The 21,442-nt window shown below is 70.7% G+C and carries 20 protein-coding genes; 8 read left to right on the top strand and 12 right to left on the bottom strand.

The features are described 5' to 3' along the window. Positions 1-158: 158 nt before the first annotated feature. Complete coding sequence (locus ACY34K_RS17255; RefSeq protein ID WP_462747895.1) at positions 159-2,552, bottom strand: hypothetical protein; 2,394 nt, start codon at positions 2,550-2,552, stop codon at positions 159-161. Between the two features lie 678 nt (positions 2,553-3,230). Between ACY34K_RS17255 and ACY34K_RS17250 the strand changes: the two genes are divergently transcribed. Further along, entirely contained in the window at positions 3,231-3,674 is a 444-nt protein-coding gene (locus ACY34K_RS17250) for a hypothetical protein (RefSeq protein ID WP_462747893.1), read from the top strand. 270 nt (positions 3,675-3,944) lie between these two features. Continuing rightward, positions 3,945-4,760, top strand: coding sequence for a hypothetical protein (locus ACY34K_RS17245; RefSeq protein WP_462747892.1), 816 nt, complete (start codon positions 3,945-3,947; stop codon positions 4,758-4,760). A gap of 22 nt (positions 4,761-4,782) precedes the next feature. Here ACY34K_RS17245 and ACY34K_RS17240 read toward each other — a convergent pair whose 3' ends face one another. The 3 genes from ACY34K_RS17240 to ACY34K_RS17230 form a co-directional block, all read right to left on the bottom strand. Then, on the bottom strand, positions 4,783-5,148 hold the full coding sequence (locus ACY34K_RS17240; RefSeq protein ID WP_462747891.1) for a YbjQ family protein: 366 nt from the start codon (positions 5,146-5,148) through the stop codon (positions 4,783-4,785). Between the two features lie 533 nt (positions 5,149-5,681). Beyond that, positions 5,682-6,671, bottom strand: a complete 990-nt coding sequence (locus ACY34K_RS17235) for a DUF1648 domain-containing protein (RefSeq protein ID WP_462747890.1) — start codon at positions 6,669-6,671, stop codon at positions 5,682-5,684. Next, positions 6,668-7,015: a GntR family transcriptional regulator gene (locus tag ACY34K_RS17230; protein WP_462747888.1), complete on the bottom strand. Its 348-nt coding sequence runs from the start codon at positions 7,013-7,015 to the stop codon at positions 6,668-6,670. Before ACY34K_RS17230 ends, ACY34K_RS17235 begins: the two co-directional genes overlap by 4 nt. Before the next feature lie 477 nt (positions 7,016-7,492). Here ACY34K_RS17230 and ACY34K_RS17225 point away from each other — a divergent pair, with 477 nt between their 5' ends. Further along, positions 7,493-7,669, top strand: a complete 177-nt coding sequence (locus ACY34K_RS17225; protein ID WP_462747886.1) for a hypothetical protein — start codon at positions 7,493-7,495, stop codon at positions 7,667-7,669. Between the two features lie 85 nt (positions 7,670-7,754). Here the strand turns inward: ACY34K_RS17225 and ACY34K_RS17220 are convergent, their stop codons facing one another. Next, the gene (locus ACY34K_RS17220; RefSeq protein ID WP_462747884.1) at positions 7,755-8,324 is read right to left on the bottom strand and encodes a hypothetical protein; all 570 of its coding nucleotides are present in this window, start codon (positions 8,322-8,324) and stop codon (positions 7,755-7,757) included. A gap of 250 nt (positions 8,325-8,574) precedes the next feature. Further along, positions 8,575-9,159, bottom strand: coding sequence for a TetR family transcriptional regulator (locus tag ACY34K_RS17215; RefSeq protein WP_462747882.1), 585 nt, complete (start codon positions 9,157-9,159; stop codon positions 8,575-8,577). 107 nt (positions 9,160-9,266) lie between these two features. On the opposite strand from ACY34K_RS17215, the gene ACY34K_RS17210 reads away from it, so the two are divergent. Both ACY34K_RS17210 and ACY34K_RS17205 read left to right on the top strand, forming a co-directional pair. Next, on the top strand, positions 9,267-10,250 hold the full coding sequence (locus ACY34K_RS17210; RefSeq protein ID WP_462747881.1) for an aldo/keto reductase: 984 nt from the start codon (positions 9,267-9,269) through the stop codon (positions 10,248-10,250). A 154-nt stretch (positions 10,251-10,404) separates the two neighbouring features. Next, positions 10,405-10,806, top strand: a complete 402-nt coding sequence (locus ACY34K_RS17205; protein WP_462747879.1) for an Imm7 family immunity protein — start codon at positions 10,405-10,407, stop codon at positions 10,804-10,806. Positions 10,807-10,883: 77 nt separating this feature from the next. On the opposite strand, the gene ACY34K_RS17200 is transcribed toward ACY34K_RS17205, so the two are convergent. Then, the gene (locus tag ACY34K_RS17200) at positions 10,884-11,918 is read right to left on the bottom strand and encodes a sulfotransferase family protein (RefSeq protein WP_462747876.1); all 1,035 of its coding nucleotides are present in this window, start codon (positions 11,916-11,918) and stop codon (positions 10,884-10,886) included. Between the two features lie 400 nt (positions 11,919-12,318). Here ACY34K_RS17200 and ACY34K_RS17195 point away from each other — a divergent pair, with 400 nt between their 5' ends. After that, positions 12,319-14,022 carry a PKD domain-containing protein gene (locus ACY34K_RS17195; protein WP_462747874.1) on the top strand — a complete coding sequence of 568 codons (1,704 nt, stop codon included), beginning with the start codon at positions 12,319-12,321 and terminating at the stop codon, positions 14,020-14,022. A gap of 485 nt (positions 14,023-14,507) precedes the next feature. On the opposite strand, the gene ACY34K_RS17190 is transcribed toward ACY34K_RS17195, so the two are convergent. Beyond that, positions 14,508-15,968, bottom strand: a complete 1,461-nt coding sequence (locus ACY34K_RS17190) for an aminotransferase class I/II-fold pyridoxal phosphate-dependent enzyme (protein WP_462747872.1) — start codon at positions 15,966-15,968, stop codon at positions 14,508-14,510. Between the two features lie 687 nt (positions 15,969-16,655). Between ACY34K_RS17190 and ACY34K_RS17185 the strand changes: the two genes are divergently transcribed. Then, positions 16,656-16,889 (top strand): hypothetical protein, encoded by a 234-nt coding sequence (locus ACY34K_RS17185; RefSeq protein WP_462747869.1) that lies wholly within the window; start codon positions 16,656-16,658, stop codon positions 16,887-16,889. Positions 16,890-16,946: 57 nt separating this feature from the next. Here ACY34K_RS17185 and ACY34K_RS17180 read toward each other — a convergent pair whose 3' ends face one another. Then, positions 16,947-17,360, bottom strand: a complete 414-nt coding sequence (locus ACY34K_RS17180) for an SSI family serine proteinase inhibitor (protein WP_462747866.1) — start codon at positions 17,358-17,360, stop codon at positions 16,947-16,949. A gap of 1,060 nt (positions 17,361-18,420) precedes the next feature. Between ACY34K_RS17180 and ACY34K_RS17175 the strand changes: the two genes are divergently transcribed. After that, a complete protein-coding gene (locus ACY34K_RS17175) occupies positions 18,421-19,473 on the top strand; it encodes a MerR family transcriptional regulator (protein ID WP_462747863.1) in 1,053 nt (350 codons plus the stop codon). Positions 19,474-19,502: 29 nt separating this feature from the next. On the opposite strand, the gene ACY34K_RS17170 is transcribed toward ACY34K_RS17175, so the two are convergent. The 3 genes from ACY34K_RS17170 to ACY34K_RS17160 form a co-directional block, all read right to left on the bottom strand. Continuing rightward, complete coding sequence (locus tag ACY34K_RS17170) at positions 19,503-19,781, bottom strand: hypothetical protein (protein ID WP_462747861.1); 279 nt, start codon at positions 19,779-19,781, stop codon at positions 19,503-19,505. A 65-nt stretch (positions 19,782-19,846) separates the two neighbouring features. Then, complete coding sequence (locus ACY34K_RS17165) at positions 19,847-20,686, bottom strand: DUF4397 domain-containing protein (RefSeq protein ID WP_462747858.1); 840 nt, start codon at positions 20,684-20,686, stop codon at positions 19,847-19,849. 104 nt (positions 20,687-20,790) lie between these two features. Further along, positions 20,791-21,429, bottom strand: a complete 639-nt coding sequence (locus ACY34K_RS17160) for an RNA polymerase sigma factor (protein ID WP_462747855.1) — start codon at positions 21,427-21,429, stop codon at positions 20,791-20,793. Positions 21,430-21,442 lie beyond the last annotated feature (13 nt).

Genomic DNA, 21,442 nt, shown 5'->3' with positions numbered 1-21,442 from the left:
CCCCGGTGCGCTATACGTTGAGAGTGGCAAGGAGTGGGTTTCCCTCCTTGCCTTTGTGTTTCGTCGTTGCGAAACGTGTCGGCGACCGTCTGCCGAACCGACCACGGCACCGCCGCGGCGGTCTCACCTCCTGACCCGGCACCATCGAGGTCGCGGCACTACGCCCCGGGACCCGCACCGGGTGTGGACTCACCACGGCGGGCCTGCTGTTCGCTTTCACGGATCAGCCGATCGAAGATCGGCCGCAGTTCCGCCCGTATGCGCAAAAGCTGGTCCCGCCTGGGGACTTCACCGGCGGCGATGTCCACGGGGCTGAAGCTCAGGACGGTCGGCGTCCAGTCGTCCGCGAAATGGATCGCGCCGCGCAGAGCCGCCTCCCGGTGCCCCGGCGGTGCGGGGGGCGGTAGCCGCAGGGGGAGGCGCGGAGGACAGCAGGCCGCCCGGTCGGACTCGGGAAGCGAAGCGCTGTACTCCTGGAATGCCCTCTCGGCGGCCTGGCGGAAGCGGAAATAGTCCTCGTCGGCGCCTTCGCGCGTGAGGAGGAGAAGGAGCAGTCGGGAGGGCGGAAGGAGGCGTACGGCTTCGGTCAGCTGCCAGAGGGTGCCGGGGGCGGTGCCGCTGGCGGGGATGACGGCCAGCCAGCACTTGGGGAGGGCCGCGCTGAGCGCGCTTTTCCAGTCGTCCGGGGGAAGGGGCAGTCGGGCCAGGCGGCTGGGTGGCGATGAGGGCGGTACATGCCCGACCCTGAACAACGCCGGTTTGTCGAAGACCATGTGGAGATCGACGTCCAAGGGACCTTGCCAGGGGGACTCAGGCAGGGTGTCCTCGGGTTGAGGGCGGAGGTACACGACGCAGGGCTCCCGGAGCAGGTCCTCGGGGAGGCGCGGGTTGAGCCGCAGTCGCCTCTTCCGGGCGAGGTCGCTGCCTGCCCGGACCCCGAACCACGATGTCGAGACAAGGCCGAGCAGCGCCATGACGAGCATCTGGCCGGCAGTTTGCACCCGGAACACGCCTATGGTGGTGCCGACGACCGTGCTGGGCACGCCGCTGAACCGGACGAGAGCCCGCAGGCCGAAATGCCGGCTCGTCATGTCGGCGTCCTTCTCCATCTGTACGACACCCACCGTACGGCTGCGCAGGACAAGACCCACCGGCCACTGCCGTACGGTGTGGATCGGGTCCAGCACTGCTTTCCGGGTGCGGACGCCGCGCCACAGCGCGCGGTGAGGGGGATCGATGTGCCTCGCGTCCTCATCCAGGTGTGATCGGATGCGGGAGATCCCGATGCCGTAGCGGCCGGGCCACCGGATCACGTGCTCCATGACGAGGAACCGCGTTGTGCGGGAATCCACGGGCCCGCCTTTTGTCAGGGCTGCCCCCTCCATCTCCGGGAGCCGCACCTCCACGCCGGAGCGGCTCATGCTCCGGTTCATGGCGGCCAGCCGCGCCAGAGCGGCGAGCACGAAGACCAGCCCCACGAGCAGCCCGAGCCTCTGCGACACCAGAAGGCCGTCCCACCGTAGGGAGGCGAAGACTGCCGCCCCACCGCACACCAGGGTCACGACAGCCCTGCTCTGCCAGTGCCAGCGGATGCGCGTGGGGTACACGGCCTGTCCGGGCAACCGCTGCTCGCACGCGTCCATCCAGGGGTCGACCTGCGACCGTACGGTCCGGCGCCAGCGTGCGTACGGCGTCACGCCCCGTTCCGCACTGGGGTCGAAGTGCACGAAGTCCGCGTTCCAGTGTGGGCCGAACTGAACGACTCCGCGTAGCGGAAAGTCCTGCTTCAGCTTCGAAGGCCGCCGGGCCTCCGGCCAGTCCGGGAGCTTCGGCGGCGGTGGCAGTTCTTCCTTGGCCTCGCGCAACTCGGCCGCCCTTGTCGGGAAGTACTCGGCGGCCTCATGACGGAAGCGTTCGTACGCGTCGCGCCCACCACAGGCGACCAGGACGACGCGGGACGGCGGGAGCGCTCGTACGGCTTCGGTGTACTCCCACAGAGTGCCTTCCGCGCTGCGGGACTCCCGGCCGACGGCGGCGACGATGACCACGAGCCGTGCCCGGCGGATGGCCTTGCCCACCACTTCCTTCCAGACCTCGCCCTTCGGCGGCAGATAGAACCGCTGGGCTCCCGGGAGCGGGAGGGGCTCGCCCGGGCGGCCGACGGCCACGACGTGGCCGAAGCGCCGGAACAGGTCGGCGAGACGGGCTTCCCAGGTGCCGTCGAGAAGCGCGGGATCGCGATGCCCGAAGGTGCTGGCCAGGGAGGTCAGGAGGTTCGCGCCACCGGGCCGATCCGTATCGTTCAGGTCGCTGTCGACCAGGAAGGACCGGAGGTACAGGACGTAGTCGCGGTCGCCCGTGGGCTTCCGCTCAGTGAGGCCGGCCAGTACGTGGGACGTCACCCGCTTTCCCAGGTTCCGGTCGACACCGACAGCACGGATCAGGCTCAGGGGAGCCAGGACCGCGAGCGGTGCCATGTACCAGGGAGTCGTTCCCTGTTCGATGCCGCCGGCGATCACGAACGGGAAAACGACGGCGATGCCTGCTGCCATCGAGGAGCACCCGCTGAGGGTCCATGGAGGCTTGCCGGATGGTTTGCGTACCGGGTCCGGGCGTCCGTCCCGAGATTCGGTCATCGGGCCATTACCCCAAACCCTCGGAGGGGTGCCAATAGGCAGGGCGTGCGGATACGACACGGGACGGAGCGGGTTGTCCCTCGTCGTCAGTAGCTCCGGTGGCACCTGCTCGCGCCGGCTTGCCCTTCGGTTCCGATGGCGCGTGAAAGGGGCGCAGCACCACCTCCGCCCCGAACACAACCGCTACGGCCGGGAAGGCGAAGCTGAGCGAGCCGCTCCTTGCGGACCGGGACGCGGCGGCACCGCACTGGCACGCCGTGCTGATGGCGCGCCGGCACACCCTGCGTGGGCAGCTACTGGTCCCGCTCCACGACGGCCCGGACCGTGCCTCCCCCACCGAAGGGGCCGCGCATGAGGTCAAGGGGCAGGCCGAGAACCTGTCACGGACCCTGACGGCCACGGCGGCGGCTTGCCGCACACGCCCGCGAGGCCCCGGCACCACCCACTGACATACGTACATGTATGTATGTTACGTTGGGTTCGACCCTGCCCCAACAAGGGCTCGGAATGGGTGCATTGAGGAGGACCACGGTGTCGTCAGCCGACAAGAAGCCCCAATTGACCGTTCGTGAACAGTCCACCGTCCCCCGGGCTGTGCGTGATCTCAGTTCCATCGGTGATCCCGACTACCTCGACCTCTTCACCCTGGAGACCCATGCGGCCGCGCACCGGTCGCCGGAGCAGTGGGCCCGTGCGGCGTTCGAGGACGTCGCCGGAATTCAGGGCCAGTTCATCTGGCGGGTCCTGCTCGGCCTGCGCCTGAAGCGGGGCGTGGCGCCCGACCGCGTGGCGGGATGGAAGGTCGCCCGCAGTCGCGAAGGGTGGGTCACTCTGGAGGCCCACTCCCGCATGATGACCGGCAACCTCGTCATCCGGGTCGAGGACGCCCAGGTGTCGTTGGCCACGATCATCCGCTACCACCGGCCGATGGGGCGGCGCATCTGGTCACGGCTGTCGCCGGTTCACCGCCGGCTCGCCCCCGACCTGCTGCGCGACGCGCACAGGGTGGTGATGTCGAGAGCGGCAGCCGCGTCGTAGGCCGCTGACCGGAGGGGCCCGCCCGGGGCGGGCTCCCGTCTTCGGGGCGGTGACGTCGGCCGCCGGCCGACGCCCCGTGCCCGGACGGCGTCACTCGAGGTGGCCGGGTCACCGCGGATCCCGGGGGAAGGTCCTGGCCGCCGGTTCCCGACCGTGCCCACGGGGCGAGGATGCGGCGGGCCGACTGGGCGTGTGGCGACGGCGCCCTCATGCCTGGTGAAGGGAGTGTGGGGGCTTTGCGGACATGCCGTGTGTACATAGGATCCGGTCATGTCGATCACGCCTTCCATACCCGTGTTGCGCGGCGGCCGGAACACCGATCTGCGCGTCAGTGACGACGGGTTGATCCTGCGCCGAGGGGACCGGGAGTACCGCATCCCTCTCTCGGCGGTCGCGCTCGTCCGCGCGGACCGGCGCGCCGTCGAGGTCAGGCTCACGGCACCTTCCGGGACCGAGCCGACCGTCCATCGGATCGACGGCGTCAGCGAGGCCGCCGCCGGCGCCTTCGCCCAGGCCGTGAACGCCGCGCTTCCGCCGGCCCCGGAGGACGGTGCCACGGTGGACGGCTCCACCCTCGTCACCACCGGCCCCGCCGAGCGGGAGCCCGAGACTCCGCGAGAGGCCCTCGGGCGGCGGGTCAAGCGCTTCGTGCTGGTCTCGGTCCTGGCGATCGCCGTGATGAGCGTGGTCGTCTCGCTCGCCGTGCACCCCGTCCTGATGATCTTCGTCTGGCTGACGGGCGGTGTCGCCTTCCCCTTCGCGGGCGCGGTCGCGCTGTTGTTCCCGACCGTGGCCGAGCGCTGGCGGCTGCCCCGTCACGGCATCACGGTGACGGCGGACTACGCCCACATCGCCTCGGAGCCGAGCCTCTACCTGTACGCGGACCTGAACGGCAACACGCGGACGTACTACGACACGAGCGGCCGGCTCCGGATCGAGATCAGCTACGACCCGAGCGACCCCAGTAAGGTGGTCCGCGCCGACGGCAAGGGCCGGTGGGGGCAGACGATCCTCCTCCTGCTGGCGGGCGGCATCGCGCTGGGCGCCTTCGCCGCCTTCCTCGCGACCCCCTTCATTCCCGTCTAGGGCCGGAGGTCGCGGCCGCTAGCTAGGTCCGTGCCACGATCACGGCTGTGCCGTACGCACACACCTCCGTGCCCACATCGGCGGCTTCTGTGACGTCGAAGCGGAACGCGAGTACGGCATTGGCGCCACGTGCGCGTGCTTGTTCGGTCAGCCGTTCCATGGCCTGGTTGCGGGTCTCGACCAGCGTCTTGGTCAGCCCCTTCAGCTCGCCGCCGATCATCGATTTGAGCCCGGCCCCGATCTGGCTGCCGAGGTGGCGGGAGCGCACGGTGAGTCCGAACACCTCGCCGATGACTTGCTGTACCTGGTGGCCGGGGACGTCGTTGGTGGTGACGACCAGGATGTCGGAATGGGGTGACTGGCCGCCCCCGAAGTCGTCGATGCTCATGTGCGCATCACCTCCTGGCGCCACCCTGGCCCGGATGGCGCGGCAGTGCACGCGGGGGAGGACTGGACGGGTAGGCGGGCGTCGGGCCGCTTGTGCATCGAACAAGCCGGGGCGCTCAGACCTGCCTCGAACGGGATCCCATCACTCGAACGGGCGAGTGGCGCGCCCTCCTTGGCCGACATCGCTCGTCGGAAACGACAGCTTCCCTTGTAGGACACATCAAGGATGCCCACCCATGATCCATGATCCGTAGCCCTTCGGTGCCGACCTGTGTAGCGTGACGCGCGCAAAGCGGTCAGTCCGAGCAAGGCAACGGGGGAGTCGAATATGTCTTTTGACGACGAGTGGGGCTGGACCACGCCCGTTTCGATGCGCAGGAATCACGCGTCGGCGTCGCATTCCGGGGTGTGAGTCCCGCGCCGGGTGGGGGCGTTCACTCGGTGGCACGTACGCCGGTGCCGCGAGCGAGCGTCCCCCTGGACCGCGACGGCGCTTCGGTTGCGGGCCGAGGGTCGCCCTCTCCGTGGCACGCCCTAGAGGCGCGCGTCCGTGTTCCTCTCGGCCAGGGCAGTCAGGAGCGCGGCGCCGCGTGCGGCGTCGTCGACGCTCACGGCGAAGTCCCTGCCTTTGGAACGTATGACCAGGCATTCGCCACTGCGCAGCATGACGGTGGTCCCGAGTCCGCTCAACCGGTACCCCCATCCGCCCACCTGCGCCGGCGTGCGGTTCTCGGCGCGGGCCGACTCGATGTCCGCAAGGGCCCAGCGGCGCGCCGGCCGGCCGAACGGGCCGAACGACACCTTCAGCCCCTCTTCGCTGACCGTCGTCTGCACCGAGGCGCAGCCCAGGACCACGAGCGAGGTCATCGCGAAGGGCGCGATCAGCGCCCAGTGCAGACCCGTCAGACCGCCGACCGCGGCGACGACGGCGCCCAGGGCCACGAGCCCGGTGCATGCCGCGACGGCGTGAAGCCAGGGGTTCGAGGTCCGGGAAAGCCATACGAGTCGCTGATGCGCAGGGAGGTCCATGCGCGGGCGGTCCGTCGCCTCCGCCCGAGCGGCGGTGGTTCCGCCGCCGGCCAGCCGGGTGACCAGGCCCGTGGTGACCGCGACGACGACGATGCCCACGAGCCAGCCCGCCACGGAGTCGGCCTCGCGCCAGTCGGAGCGGTCCAGGTTGGCCCGCACGACCGAGGCCTGCCCGCCGACCAGGAAGACTCCTCCGGACAGCAGCGTGACGCCGGACCAGTCACGCACGACGCCGCTCGCTCCGCCGTTCGCCCGCCGTCGGCCGAGCAGCACGGCCGGCGCCAGGACGGACCAGATGAGCGCCGGGTAGAGCGCGGCGGCCCACAGGGGCATGGAGCTGTCGGGTTCCCCTGAACCGCCCCAGTGTGTGGCCAGTCGCTCCGGCAGCCGCCCGCTCGCAGCAAGAGGCATGGCGATGAGGAGCATCAGTACCGCGGTGCTCCAGCCGACGACGCCCCACGTCGCACCGCTCCCTCGGCCCGTGCGTTCCTTCATGTAATCCCCCTGATCATCTCGATGAGGTCGGCCTTGCTGTATCCCAGGCGCTCCGCGTCGGCCACCAGGCCACCGACGCGATCCAGCAGGTCCGAGCGCTCGTCCGCCGCGGCGGCGACGGTCACACCGCGACCCCGCCGGAACTCGAGAACCCCCTGGTCGCGTAGTGCCCGCAGGCCCCGCAGAACGGTGTTGACGTTGACGCCCAAGGCCCGGGAAAGGTCCCGCGCCGGAGGCAGGCGGTCTCCTGGACCGCATTCGCCCTCGGCGATGGCGCGCCGGATCGCACCCGCGACCTGCTCGTGCAGGGGCCGGCTGTCCGCGGTGTTCAGTCTCAACAGCATGGTGCTAGTGAAAGTAGCACCATTAACTTCATGGTGCCTGGTTGACCTGAAGTGCGGTTGAGCTCCTGCCGATCTGGCGAGGGCGGCGCGCGTGCGGGCGGTGGCGAAGACCTGGCCGGCGGTGACGAAGCCGACACCGGGCAGGACGAGCGGTTCGCCGGGCCGGAAGAGCATGCGGTGAGTCGGCACCGGGCCGCCCGCCGGGCGGTCGCTCTGGCGCTGGACCTCTGTGCCGGCGGCTTCCTGACGGGCACCACCTCGGAACCGGGCGACGACCGGGACACGACGTAACGCGGTACAAGTGTCCGTCGGCTCGCGATTCACCACCCGCTTCCCGGTACGGCCACCGGGCCGCGGTGGATGGAGGGGGAGGCGGCCGGGGTCACACCTCTATCTCGTTCATCGCTGCGGCGTACACCCGTTGGCGGCGGCGCGCTTCGCCGGGGCGGCCGAGGCGAGCCGGGTGAGGAGCCGCACATGGACGGCCTGCGCCTCCCGGCGCAGCCCCGCCCCCTGCGGGTCGTACGGCTCGTCCTCCAGGACGTCCCCCGGTACAGCCCCTCGGCGGCGGCCAGGAGCGCGAATGTGCCGCTTCCGGTGCGCTGCGCACCGCTGATCGCATGGTTGCCGGCGGACAGGAACTCCTGCACGTAGACACACGTAGACAACCGCGCCGTACTCGGTGCCGGTGCGGGGAGTTCAGCCGGCCCAAGTGGCCTGTCCGGCCGTCAGCGTCCGCTCAGTCCGACGCGGCCGGGCACGTCGCGGCCGGCGGGACGTCGCTGCCGTACGCGGTGAGGGAGCAGACCGTGGTGAACGACAGCTTCCACGCGTCGTCCTGCCGTACCGCGGTGCCCGGGCTGCCCGGGCCGACGGTCTCCCCACCGGAGAGCAGCGTGTAGTGGACCGTTGCCCGCAGGTCGGAGCCGAAAGTCACCGCGTCGACGTTCGCCCGCAGGAGCCGGGCCTTGGGATCGGTGGCCAAGGCCTCGATCATCAGGGCGTACTGCTGGCCGTCCTCCACGACGTTCACCCGTTCGTCGACGGAGGATCGCGGATCGAAGAAGCGCGCCCACGCGATGTTGATCTCGTCCTCGGCCGCGACCGGGTCCCGTGGGGCGGTCGGGCCGGGTGTCTGCGAGACGGTCGGCCCCGGCGTGGCCGCCCGGCTCGGGGCTTCCGGTGTGGCGGTGACTGGGGTGGTCGGTCTTGGCCGCGGCTCGTCGGACGCGTCGTCACCGCACGCCGCCGTGAGGAGCAGCCCGCCCACGAGGGCCGCGCCCGTGATGCGCTGACCGACCAAACCCATGATCACCACCTCGCCGTCCCGGGCGCACGACCCAGGTACCTCTTGAGCGGCCGCGTGACTCCCAGCGGGAGCTGGAAGTGTCACCCGTCCGACCGGGCCGCAGGTGACCGGGGCCCGCACCACTACAACTCCGCGAGCCCCTTTTGGTGACGGCCGGACCGGCTGACCCGCGCAAGCCGGAAGTGTCGCGACGCCTCGGTTCGCACGCCGCGGTCGGCGGGCGGACGGCAGACCCGGTGCCCCGGGGACGTCAGCCGTGTTCGACGGGGGTGGTCAGGCGTCTGACCGCTTCCACGACGGCGGTCCGGTGCAGTGCCTGTCGCTGCTCGCCCCAGGCGGAGCCGTCCGGATCGGTGGCCGGGCCGCCCGCTGCCGTGAACCAGGCTTGGGAGAGGGCGAGTACCAGCGTCAGGATGTCGGACGGCTCGAAGGAGGCGTCGATCCGCCCGGCCCGCTGGGCGGCGGCCACCGCCTCGATCTTGGCGGCGTAGGCCTCGCCCTGGCCCGATGTGGCCGCGGGGCGCTCCAGCTGCTTCCAGGCGACCAGGCGCATCAGTTCCGGCCGGGCGATGAGGTGGTCGAAGATCGCGCCCGCGTAGGCGGGGAGGTCGTCGACGCCGAAGGGCACGGATTCGGCCCCGGCCTCCAGGGCGCGCTGCATGACGTGGTCGAAGAGCTGCTCCTTGTTGCCGAAGTAGACATAGATGAGCCGCTTGTTCGCTCCGGCCGCTTCGGCGATGCGGTCGACGCGCGCACCGGCGACCCCGTGGGCGGCGAATTCGGTGAGGGCCGCGTCGAGGAGCCGGGCCTTGGTTGCGCTGGAGTCCCGTGCCATGGCGATCACCCTACCAAGTAACTATCTGGTTATTGACAAGTTGGGTCGCCGTACTCCAAGCTCGAACTATCCAGTTAGTTACATGCGGGATCGAAGGAGTGGAAGACATGGAGAAGCGCGCACTGGGTAGCCAGGGCCTCACTGTCGGCGTCGAAGGGCTCGGGTGCATGGGCATGAGCGCCTTCTACGGCGCGACCGACGATACGGAGGCGCTCGCCACGATCGACCGGGCTCTCGAACTCGGGATCACCATGCTGGACACCGCCGAGGGCTACGGGCCGTTCATCAACGAACAGCTCATCGGCAAGGCCCTGGCCGGGCGCCGCGACAAGGCCGTGATCGCGACCAAGACAGGCGTGGAATTCACCGACGACGGGGTCATGCTCGGTCACAACGGCACGCGGGAATACATCCACCGCGCCGCCGACCGGTCACTGCGCAACCTCGGCACCGACCACATCGACCTGTACTACCTGCACCGAGTCGACCCGAACGTTCCCATCGAGGAGAGCGTGGGGGCCATGGCGGAACTCGTCACCGCGGGCAAGGTCCGCTACCTCGGCATCAGCGAGGCCGCCGCGGCGACGATCCGGCGAGCGCACGGTGTGCACCCCCTCACCGCCGTACAGAGCGAGTACTCCCTGTTCGAGCGGGGTCTCGAAGGTGACGGCGTGGGGGCCGTCCTGGACGAACTGGGCATCGGTCTCGTCGCGTACTCACCGCTGGGCCGAGGTTTCCTCTCGGGCGCGATCACCACGCCCGACGACTTCGCCGCCGACGACTTCCGTCGCACCGATCCGCGCTTCCAGGGCGAGAACTTCGCCCGCAACCTCGCCGTGGTCGACCAGGTGCGCCGCATCGCCGAGGAAAAGTCGATCACCCCTTCCCAGCTGGCCCTGGCCTGGGCGCTGCATCAGGGCGCGGTACCGATCCCCGGCACCAAGCGGCGCCGGCTCCTGGAGGAGAACGCCGCCGCCACGGCCGTGACGATCAGCGACGAGGACCTTGCGGCCATCGAGGCCGTCGCCCCACGCGGTGTCGCGTCCGGTGACCGTTACGCACCCGAGTTGATGCGCTCCCTCAACGGCTGACACGCTCCGGGTCCAGGGCGCGGGCGCTCGCCGCACCGGCACGGCACGGCGCGGCACCGGCACGGCGCGGCACCGCACCGGCACGGAGCCGGCGTTCGTGCCGCCCCGGCCGAAGCGGGGCGAGATTCGCCGGGCTCGTCGATAGGCTGCGGCGGTGTTCGAATACCACGGCTGGATCAACGTGCGGGAGAGCGCCGGAGCCGACGACGACGATCAGGGGCACGACCGTCCCCGGGAGATCGCCGAAACCATCGAAGGCCGCATCCGGGAGACCGGCAGTCCCCATCTGCTCGATCTGCGGTGGATGAACGGAGAAGTGTTCGTCCGCTTCGGGGACTTCCGGAACCACCGTGATGCCGGAATCCTGGAATTCCTCGTCGAGATCGGCCGTATGGCGCCGGGTTCGTACGGCGTGATGCACCTACGGGACGCCAAGGACCCCGGCCGGGAGAACGAAGTCCGCGTCCTGCGGATGGTCCACGGGCGGATCGTCGAAGGCGTGGAGGAGTTCCTGTCGCCGTGCATCCCGCTGCTGGAGGATCCCTCTCCCCGGTGAGGGAGCCGGGCCGCGCGGATCGTCGCCGCCGGTCCGGTGAGACCGCGTGGCCGGTGTCCGTGCAGCGGGCCTCGGGGTCACTGGCTCAAGTGGCCCTTCAAGGCGTTGGTCCCCGGTGCGCAGCTCTCGTTGAGTTCCTCGAGCTCCGCGGCCGTCAGTTTCCGGGCGGAGCCGCGGCGGCCGTGGTCGAGGAGCGCGCACGCGGTGTCGAGCCAGTCCGGGCGCGGGGTGACCCCGGCGAACGCTGCCAGCCGTGTCAGCTCTTCGCGCGGGGCGTCGAGGAGGTCCTCGTAGGCGAGGGTGGTGCGCTGATCGGAGGGCAGTCCGCTGAGGAACCGCGTGCCCTGGATGACGAGTTCCGACCACAGGGTGCCGAACGTCCGCAGCGGCAGCTTCCGGTCGCGGACGAGGGCGGGGTCGAAGCGCTCCTCGAGGAGCGGCGCCAGGTCCGGCGGCAGCGAGCGGACGTGGGCCTCGGTCAGGTCGGCGAAACTGTCGATGCCGGCTCGAGCCTTGATCTCGCGCAGCAGGGCGATGGTGCGGTAGCCCACGTGGCGGCTCATGGACAGGGCGCAGTCCGGCCCGTCCCGGAACATGTGGACGAAGCGCGCGTGCGGGAAGGCGGCCCGTAGCGTCGGGGCCCAGCCCGTCGAGTAACCGGAGCGCTCCACGACGGCGGAGCGCCCGAACCGCGCGCAGAGCAGCCCGAACAGTGCTTGGTGATGCGCAGCGGCGGTGCGTCCGGGCCACCGGGCCACTTCTGCGTGGAGCTCGTCGAGGAGTCCGTCCGGGTCGTCGGTGAGGTGAGGCAGCACCATGAGGGACAGGGCCGGAATGCCGGTGGTCTCCGAGGAGTATCTGCCGGGGCCGCGCGTGTAGAGGAACTCCGGCAGGGGCAGACCACTGCGGATCATCCGCTCGAAGTGCGGCGCGGGCTGGGAGAGCCGTTGCCAGAACTCACTGCCGGACACCTCTCCTTCGGGGAAAGCCGCGTCCCCCACCGAGGCCATGAACTCGTTGAGGCTCAGCACGTCGGGGTGGGCGTTGAGGATGCGTGAGAGCGCGGTCGAGCCGCTGCGGCCCGTACCAATGACGAACGTCAAGGTGCGCATGTTCCCTCTCCGCGGTGCGTACCGTTCCGGAACCAGGACTCGGCTGATGCAGCACTATGCCACGGGGACGACGTCTGCGAACGGGATCCCGCGGGGGCCACCTCTTCGGGGGCGGATGGTTCATTCTGTAACCGTCGGCAAGTGATCAGACTCACTCCGTCATCGACTCGCCGTGTGTTTCGTTCCTGCTTCCTCCTGTCATGATCACCACTGGTGCGGCGTTGAGTGACTCCGCAGCGGACCGATACGCAAGAGAATCAGGGGCATTGGTGTGAGCATGAGGTGGTCTCGGTGGGTGACACGGCGGCGTGAGGACGGCGGCGGGCGTGCCAATCCCCGCAGAAGGGAGTTATCCCGCCGTCTTCGGACCCTGTCCGGGTCTGTTGTTCCGGCGGCGGCAGTGGCTCTGCTGGCCCAGACGGCCACCGCGCTCCCGGCCACGGCCCGGTCGGACGCCTCTTCGGCAGGCGCCTACCCCCTCGTCCTCGATGTGGACCTGACCCCCGATCCGGTCTGCAGCGGGCCGGTGCGGGGCCGGGTGCAGCTGTACGACCCCGCCGCGGCGAGGAGCGGGGCAACGGTCGAATGGCGGGTGCGTGCCGGTCAGGAGCAGGTGGCCGGCGGGCAGGTCGTCATGGGTGCGGCCGTGTCCGGAGCGGCGTTCAGCATCCCGTTCGACCGGGTGCCGGCGACCGAGACAGCCCTGCAGGTCGACGCTCGCGTGCTGCCGGCGTCCGCCGGGGAGGACCCCGGTTCGTACGGGAAGGTCTGGCAGGACAGCATCAGGAGGGGCTGTCATCCGGTACGGGTGGCCTCGGTCGGCGACTCGGTGGTCTGGGGGCAGGGCCTCGAACACGACCAGAAGTTCCCGTACTTGACGGGCCGGCTACTCGGGCGTGAGACCGGGCGGGGCCATCAGCACCTGGACTACTCGATCTCGGGCGCGGTACTCGACGCACCCGACCTGCCCGCGGGCAACGACGACTCGGCCTGTCTGCGGATGCAGGAGAAGCAGGACCCCGACGGCGACGGCGAAATGGAGTTCGGCGAGGTCACACAGCAGATGCCGGACGTCTTCTGCCAGCTGGAGAAGGCGGGTGCGCAGGCACGGGCGGGCGGATACGGTCTCGACCTGGTCGTGATCAACGGATGCATCAACGACCTCGACCCCTTCTTCGGTATCGGCGTGGGCATCACCCCCGGTTCGAAGAACCTGCCCGAGGCGGTCCGGCGCGAGTGCTCCGGCGTCGGCGCGGCACCGCAGAACCCGGCGAAACACGTGCCCTACTTCAGCGGCGCCAAAGTGGGATACGGCGGCCGCGGAATGCAGGCGGCGATCGAGAAGGCGCATTCCCTTCCCGGCCGGCCGAAGGTCGTCGTGGCGAACTTCTACTACGCCGTCAGCCGTAGCAGCTCCCCGATCCCCGTGAAGCACTGCACCGCGCCCGGGCTCGCGGGGTCGTGGTTCAGCGCCTGCAAGGGTGCGATCGGCAAGGTGACCGGCCGCTACGAGCAGTACACCCAGCTGGCCAACGACGCCTACCGCCAGGCGGCCGAGGCGGCCAACGACGCCTCGCCGGACGGTGCGTACGCGGTCGCGGCCGATGGGCTGTTCACCCTGGACAGTGCCCTTTACGCCCCACGCTCGACGGTGTGGGGCTCTCCGTTCACCGACCCGATGTACCCCCTGCGCAAGAAGGCCTGCCCGGAACTCAGCTCCACACCTGTCCAGTGCCTTTCCGCGGCCGTCGGCCACCCCGACATCGCCGGGGCCCGGCAGTACGCCGACGCCTTTCTTCTCAACCCGCGCGTACGGCAGTGGTTCCACCTCGCCCCCGGCGGGCCGAGCACGGAGCTGACCGCGTCCAGGGAGACGCAGGTCGGTGCGGAGGTGCGCCTCACGGCGACGACGGACGGCGCGCAGCCCCGTGACGGATACCGTTACCAGTGGTACTTCGGCGACGGCACTCGGCAGGAGACGCGCGCGGCGACCACCACGCACGCCTATGACCGGGAAGGCCCCTATCTGCCTCGAGTGGTGGTGACCGGCGGGGACGGCCGGCAGGTACTGGCCGAGGCGACGGAACCCGTCACCGTGAAGTGAACCGACGGCCGCCGTACGGTGCGTCGCCGGGCGTGAAGTACCCCGTCACCGCAGTGCTCGCGACGGGCCGCCCTCCGGTTGCGTCCGGCGGGGACCCCCGTTCTCCGCCGGACCGACACCGAGGGTGAAGCCCGCTTGACATCCACCTGCTCAGGCGGGCTTCGCGGCGGTCTGGGGCGAGCTCACGCCGCCATGAGGACGCGTGCCTCCGCGTGTGCCCCGGCCTTCGCCGCGAGGGCACCGAGCAGGTCACGGCACGCAGCTCGCCGACGGCGCGGCTCAGTGCCGACAGGCCCGGCCTCTGGCACACCGCTCCGGTCATGCGGTACGCGTCATCACCGGACGTCTTCTCAACCCACCCCATGTGCATGACTGGTTGATCGTATGTGGGGACACCGCCACCAGCCGTCCCGCTGTGCGCGTCAGCCCGTGGTCCTCGGCCCGGGCGTGGGGGAGTGCCCATCGACGGGGCTCATCCCTGTTGCTCACCCGGCGACGACGCGCACGGTCTTCATCGACGGGTCGGCCGCGTCCGGGATCAGCATTCCCGCTGCGACACCGGTGCGCAGATAGTCCAGGACCTCCGCTGTGATCCGCTCGCCCGGAGCGATGGCCGGAACGCCGGGCGGGTACGGGCTGATCATCTCCGCGGCGATCCGGCCGACGGCCTTCTCCGCCGCGATCTGCTCCGCCTCGGCGAAGAACGCCTTCCTCGGCAGCGTCACCTGCTCGAGTTCGAGGGCTCCGGGCGCGGGCAGGTCCACCCGAGGCTGCCGCTCGATGGAATCCGCGGCATCCACGAGGGCGCCCAGCGAGGTGATCAGCAGGTCCTCCGTCTGGTCGTCGTCGGAATGGAGGATCGACGCGCTGAAACGGCAGGTGTCGGAGCCGCCCACGTCGACGTGGCGGTGTGTGCGCAGCCATTCGCATGCCTGCATGCCGCTGATGCCGAGCTCGCGGACATCGATCACGAGCTTCAACGGGTCGAGGTCGAACGCCAGACCGGCCTCCACCACTTCGCGGTCCATGAGGCGCAGGCCCGGCAGGTCGGCCACGGCCTTCCTCACACGGGCCGCGCGACGCAGGGCGCCGGCCAGGAGCTCGTGCCCGTGCTCCACCATCTGGCGCCGCCAGCCGTCGAGCGTCGCGAAGACCAGTGGCGAGGCGCTGGTGGTGCCGAGCAGGTCCTCGCGCTGCTTCAGGACATCGGGAGAGACCCGGTCGCCCTGCAGGTGGAAGACGGAACTCTGCTCGATGGCTCCACCCATCTTGTGCACACTGGTGACGACCAGGTCGGCATCGGCGTCCATACCCCACGCGGGCAGGTCCCCGTGGAAGGGGAAGTGGGCGCCCCACGCCTCATCGACGATCACGGGCACGTCGTGCTCGTGGCACACGTCGGCCGTGCCCTTGATGTCGCCGCACGTGCCCCAGTCGGTCGGGGTGATCAGCAGCATCCCTTTCGCGTCCGGATGGGCCTGGAGAGCACGGCGCACGTCGTCGGGTTCGGGAGGGTGGGCGAGCTGCCGCTCGGTGTCGAAGTGCGGGTGCACCCAGATCGGCTCGACGCCGTTCACGATCACCGCCGCGATCACGGACTTGTGAGCGTTGCGCGAGACGAGGATCTTTTCGCGCGGTCCGGCCACGGTGAGCATGGCGGCCTTCACCGACAGGGAACTGCCGCACGTCGAGAAGAAGGCGTGCTCGGCACCGACCGCGTCGGCCATCAACTCCTCGGCCTTGCTGATCACGCCCTGTGACTGGCGTCGGTCGTCGAGACCGTTGAGCGTCAGAACGTCGGACCGGAAGACGTCCATGCCGACGACGTCCACGACCCTCGGGTCGGCCCCCCGGCCCTGCTTGTGACCGGGAGGCCCGTAGGAGACGTCCCCGCGGCGCCGGTACTCCTGCAGTGCTTCGAGCACGGGTGCGCGAGAGTGGTCCATCATCCCTCCCGGGGTGAGGGGTGGGCGGTGCTTCCGAGCGGCATGCGGAGGTGCGACAAGGACTGCTCCGGACGAGTGTCACTTTCGCCGGGTTCGAAACACTCCGCGCACAGTCGCTGTCACGGAAGAGCGGCGCCCGCCCAGCGGCGCCCTGTCACGTCGCTGGCGCGCCGTGTCACGTCGCGGGCGCTGGGCACCGGCGGCCACACCACCGGGCTTCGCCTCCACCGCCCGTGGACCGGAGCGCTACTGAGGGTGTGTCAGCAAGAAGTGCCTCCAGCGGACGAATGGCCTCGTCGGCGCGGGGCACTCGCGAGGGCGTCAGAGGCCGCATGACACGTGAGTGGAGGAAGCAGGGATGGCCCTCCCCGAGGACTCCGCCGCTTCGCCGCCGGCCCCGTACGGCTCACCTGAGTGCAGCTTCCGCGTCGTGTACGCCGAAGCCCCGCGGGGAGCCGGTGGCCCGCTCCCGCGTGCGGCCGTTGGTGTGACGGCAATCCCCTTCCGTCGACGCGGTGGCCGTCGACGACTCCCGCACGTGGTTACGGTGGCCCTCCGCGGGCTCAGCGTCTCCTCTCGGAGCGTCGGGCCGGCACCCATCGAGCGGTGAGCCGCCCACCGGAGGGCAACATCGGCTCCTGCCGGCCGCCCTCGCAGCATTGGCCAGCGACGTAAGGACACGTCTTGATGAGCAGCAACACCGAAACCGGCAAGGTGACCGGCACCAAGGACAAGAACTACAACCTCATCTGGTACGTCGAGTCGTGCTTGAACAACGCTCTCAGGCTGGAGACCTACATCCAGGATGCCGAACGCGACGGCGACGCCGAAGTCGCGGAACTCTTCCGCAAGGCCCAGGCGGACAGCCGGAAGGGCGCCGAGCTCGGCAAGCAGCTGCTGCGTAGCAGGCTCGGCGGCTGACCGCGTGCCGCTGCGCCGCGTGGGGAGCGGCGCAGCAGGCCCGAAGCGGTGCCTCGGTCAGGCCCCGGCGTGCGGCAGTACGGGCCCGAACCTGTCCCACCGGGCGATCTCGCAGCCATCGGTCCGCCTGAACTCCGCGTTCACCGGTCGCCCTGCCCACGTGCCTGTGAGGTGGGCGGTGGCAGGTCCTCCGTACTGCATCGTGCATGAGGCGTTCGATGGCGCCGGCGCGAACGGGTCCGTGCCCCACGCGGTCAGTTCGTCGAGCTTGTCGCAGGCGGCTCGCGGGGCCGGATGGGTGCCGCCGGCCGGATGGCAGTACAGCTCGAAGGTGCCGTTGCTGTCCGGGGCACCCCTGTCGGTCACGGTCAGTGTGAGGTGGTCCTGAGGGGGTGGTGCCGCCGCGGCGGCAGAGCCGGTGACGACAGCGGCGAGGGCCAGAGCGAGCGTGAGCCCGGAAGAACGCGGCATGGACACTCCAGGACGAGCGGCTTGGTGGGTCACGAGCGGCCGAGCCCCGGCGCGGCGCGGCACATCCGGATCAACGCACCGGGCCGTTTCAGGACACGCAGCCGCGTGGGGTCGGACCGGCGGGCCGCCGGAGGGTGTTCTCGTTCCGCCTTCGGGTACGCGGGCGACGTGAACAGCGCATCACTTCGCTCGCACACCCGGAGGTTACGTTGAACAGCTTGACGACAATCGCGGCGGACGCCGCGCAAGCTCCCGCCTGGATACACCTGACGATCATGGCCCTTGCCATCGTCGTCCTCCTCCACGTCCTCACCAGGCGCAGCAACTGACGGCCGCACGCCGTCCCCGGACTCGCGCCCGCAGGCTGCGGTTGCGGCGAGTCGTCCCGGCGAGGGCGACGGAAGGGCCCGCTTCGGCAGCGACGACATCCGTCTCCCGGGTGACGCCGGAGGCGAGTCGGAGGGCGACGACGTCGCGGACGAGGTGTCCTGCCGCGGCGGCCCGTGGATCTTCCTCCCCGAAGGCACCGGATCGGCGTCCGCACCCGCTTCACCGGCCGAACGAAACCGTACGACCGCATCGCGGGCCCCATGGCGCCGCTGAACGCGGCCTTCGAGCGCACCCTGCGCCTCGAGGAGGGCTGCGGCCGCAGCGTCACCGGCAATCCGCGGACCTTCACGACCGCACCCTGGTCCTCACGTGACAGCAGCACGTACGGACACGTTCCCCCATGGCTACATGTTTCTGGGCGTCAGGAGGGCATGACCGGGGTGCGTCCCGGGCGCCCCGGACCGCCTCTGCCGCTGCTCGCGGGTCACCGGTTCGAGTGGAGGAGCCACCGGTTCGAGGGGACGAGCGACCTCGACCCCCGACTTCGTCCGGAACCGGAGGCACCACACGCCTCGGTGGCAGGAAGCGGGGAAGACGGGGGCCGACCCGCCCACGGGGGGGGTGGGCGGGGCGGCGGGGGCCGGCCATGTTCTCGACCGCGCGGATTCAGTGTTCCGTCCGCGCGACGAACGCGGCAACCTGCGTCGTTCGTGCGTCGTAAGCTGCCCGGATGAACGACGCTGACGGGGCATCCGGTGTGACGGGCGGCCTCACCACCGGTTCCGTGGCGCGCCTGCTGGGCGTCGCTCCGACCACGCTGCGCTCCTGGGACCGGCGCTACGGCATCGGGCCCGCCGCGCATCACACAGGGCGACACCGGCGCTGGAGCGCGGAAGACATCGCGCTGCTGGAACGGATGTGTGCCCTCACCAACGGGGGACTGCCGCCGGCGGAAGCCGCGCGGCTGGCGCGGGCGGAGGCGCGGGCCGCCGCGGAACCCGGCAAGGGCACCCTCGGCGGGCCCTCCGGTCCACCGCATCCGAGGCGCTCGCCCGAAGAGAGGGCACCGGCTGCCCGGCCGCACCGTGACGAACGCGGCCGGGGACTCGTGCGCGCCGCCCGGCGCCTGGACTCTCCCGCCGTCGACCGGATGCTCGACTCGGTGATCACCGAGCGCGGTCTCGTCACGGCCTGGACCGACGTCATGGTGCCGGCACTGCAGGCCGTCGGCCGCCAGTGGGAGCGATCGGGTGAGAGGTACGTCGAGGTCGAGCACCTGCTGTCCTGGCACGTCTCGGGGGCGCTGCGCCGCTGTGGGACCGTACCGGACGAGAGTGAGGGCGCCCGGCCGGTGATCCTGGCCTGTGTTCCCGGCGAGGGCCACAGTCTGCCGTTGGAGGCACTGGCCGCGGCGCTGAGCGAACGTGCCGTGCCGGTGCGGATGCTCGGTGCCGCGGTGCCCGGCGAGGCACTGGTCGAGGCGGTGCGCCGGACGGGCCCCCGGGCGGTGGCGCTGTGGGCGCAGTCCCGGACGACGGCCAGCCGGCCTCTCGCACGGCATGTGGCCGGGATGAGCTGGGGGGTGCGGGGTGCGCGCGGCCGGCCCTCCGTCCTGACCATCGGCCCCGGCTGGATGGCACCCGTGGTGCCCGGGGCGCTCCGCCCGCCGGGGCTGCGGGAGGCGGTGGAGCTTCTCGCGCCGGCGTCGCACTCGGCGCCTGCGCCCGCCTCCGCGCGGGCCCCCGGCCGGGCCGCCGTCGACGGCCTCCGTCGCCACAGCTGATGCGTGAGGGGAGCCGCGGCACGCTCCCCTCAGCCCTGGTCCTGGTCCCTTTCGGAGCGAAGCCGCGACGTCCGCTCCGAGGTTTCGGACAGTTCCCGCGCGATCCGTTCCCAGACCCGCTCCGGGGGCGGATTCGGCAGATCCGAGAAGCCGACGCGGCGTGCCACGGTCACCACACGGGTCATCCCGGCCAGTGCCTCCCGGCACACGACACAGGTGTCGATGTGCCGCAGGGTACCGACGGCATCGCCCGTCACGGCGTTGCCGAGGGCCAGTTCCACGAGGTGCGCGGGCTCGACGTGTGCCACCGTACCCTCCGGTGTCGCGTGGGGTGTGCCTTGTCACCGGGCTCGTGCGAGCTCCGCGCAGGTGGTCAGGCGCGTATGCCCGGAGCCCGGCGTGCCACGAGGACGCCCGTGACGGTCACCGTGCCGGCCGCGGCGGCCCAGGCCACCCACTGGCCACCGGGGTCCGTGGTGGCGGGGGCGCCGATGCCTGCGGTGTTGAGGGTGTTGGAGGCTGATTCCATGCCGCTGAACGTCTGGGTCTTCAGCGCCAGGTTCTTGTCCGCGGCGCTGCCCCAGGCGTAGACGACGTTGCTGGTGGTTTCCCGGAGGTTCAGGTTGGCCGGGCCGATGGCCACGGTGTCCGTGCCCGCGAGGGTGACATCGGCGGCGACGGTGCCGGCGTCCACGACGGCGGTGTCCTGCTTGGGGTTCGTCAGATTGGTGAACACCGGTTGTCCGCCCGCTCGGACGTCGACCGCGGGGGCGGCGGCGACATGACGTACGGTCAGCCGTGCTTTTCCGTCGCCCACTTTCGACACCTCGTTGACGAAGGCCGTCAGCTGGGGCTTGCCGTCGGCGGAGAGGTGGGCGGCGATCGTCGCGTTCGCTCCCGCGGGTACCTGGATCTCCTTCTCGATGGCCGGTGCGCCGTCGGGCCCCTGGCCCGCCGCGAAGACCTGGATGTCGTAGGTGCCGGGGTCGAGGGCCTGCGGGTCGGTGAGGGTGCCGGGCTTGAAGTCGCCGAGCAGTTCACTGCCGTTGGCGTAGACGTCGACCGTGAGACCAGGGACGCCGTGGAAGACGGAGACCATGGCGGAGTCATTGGTTTCAGTGGTGGAGGCCGCGAAGGCGGGCACGGCGGAACCCAGCGCGAGGGCGCAGGCGCCGGCCGATGCGGCGATGGCGAGGGGGAGCCGGAAGGTCATGACAATCAATCCTTGAGCGATGAGTGTCCGCCGGTTGCGGGAACTCGTACCTGCTTCGTGCGCGGGCGCCGCGCCGGATGCGGGCGGCGCTCGTTCGTCGGCCGCTATCCGTGTGTCGTTGTGGCGTCCGTCGTGTCGACACGGCCCTGTTCGATCCCACGACGCAGGCGGTGCAGGCCACGGCGTGCGTGGCTCTTCACGGTGCCGAGGGGCATGCCGGTCCGTTCGGCGATCTGGGCCTGGGTGAGGTCCTCGTAGAAGGCCAGGCAGAGTACCTTCCGCTGGTGTTGCGGCAGGCGTGACAGTTCGTCGACCAGGAGGACCCGGTCCAGGACGTCGTCCGGCGCCGCTCCGTCGGGGCGTGCCGGGTCGATGGTGTGGGCGGCGGAGTCGATCAGTGCCAGGCGCCTCGTTCTGGCCGCCAGAGCGTCAACGATCTTGCGTCGGGTGATGCCGACGAGCCAGGCGCCGAGCGGGCCTCGCTCGGGGCGGAAGCCGGCGCGTCCGCGCCAGGCGCTGAGGAACACCTGCTGCGTGACGTCCTCCGCCTCGTGGGTGTCGCCGAGCGAGCGGGTGGCCATGGTGTGGACGAGCGAGCCCCAGCGGCGGTAGATCGCGGCGAAGGCGTTCTCGTCCGCGGCTCGCAGGCCGCGGGCGAGCTCCTCCTCGTAGCGCGTCTCCTCCGTCGGCGGGGCGCCGGCTCGTGGGGATGGGGCGGTGGTGGTTCGCGCGTTCGCGATCATGGCCCGGTTCCTC

The organism is Streptomyces sp. STAM6, from assembly GCF_054963715.1.
Note: the sequence above shows the minus strand (reverse complement) of the source record. Positions and strands in the feature narration are given on the sequence as shown.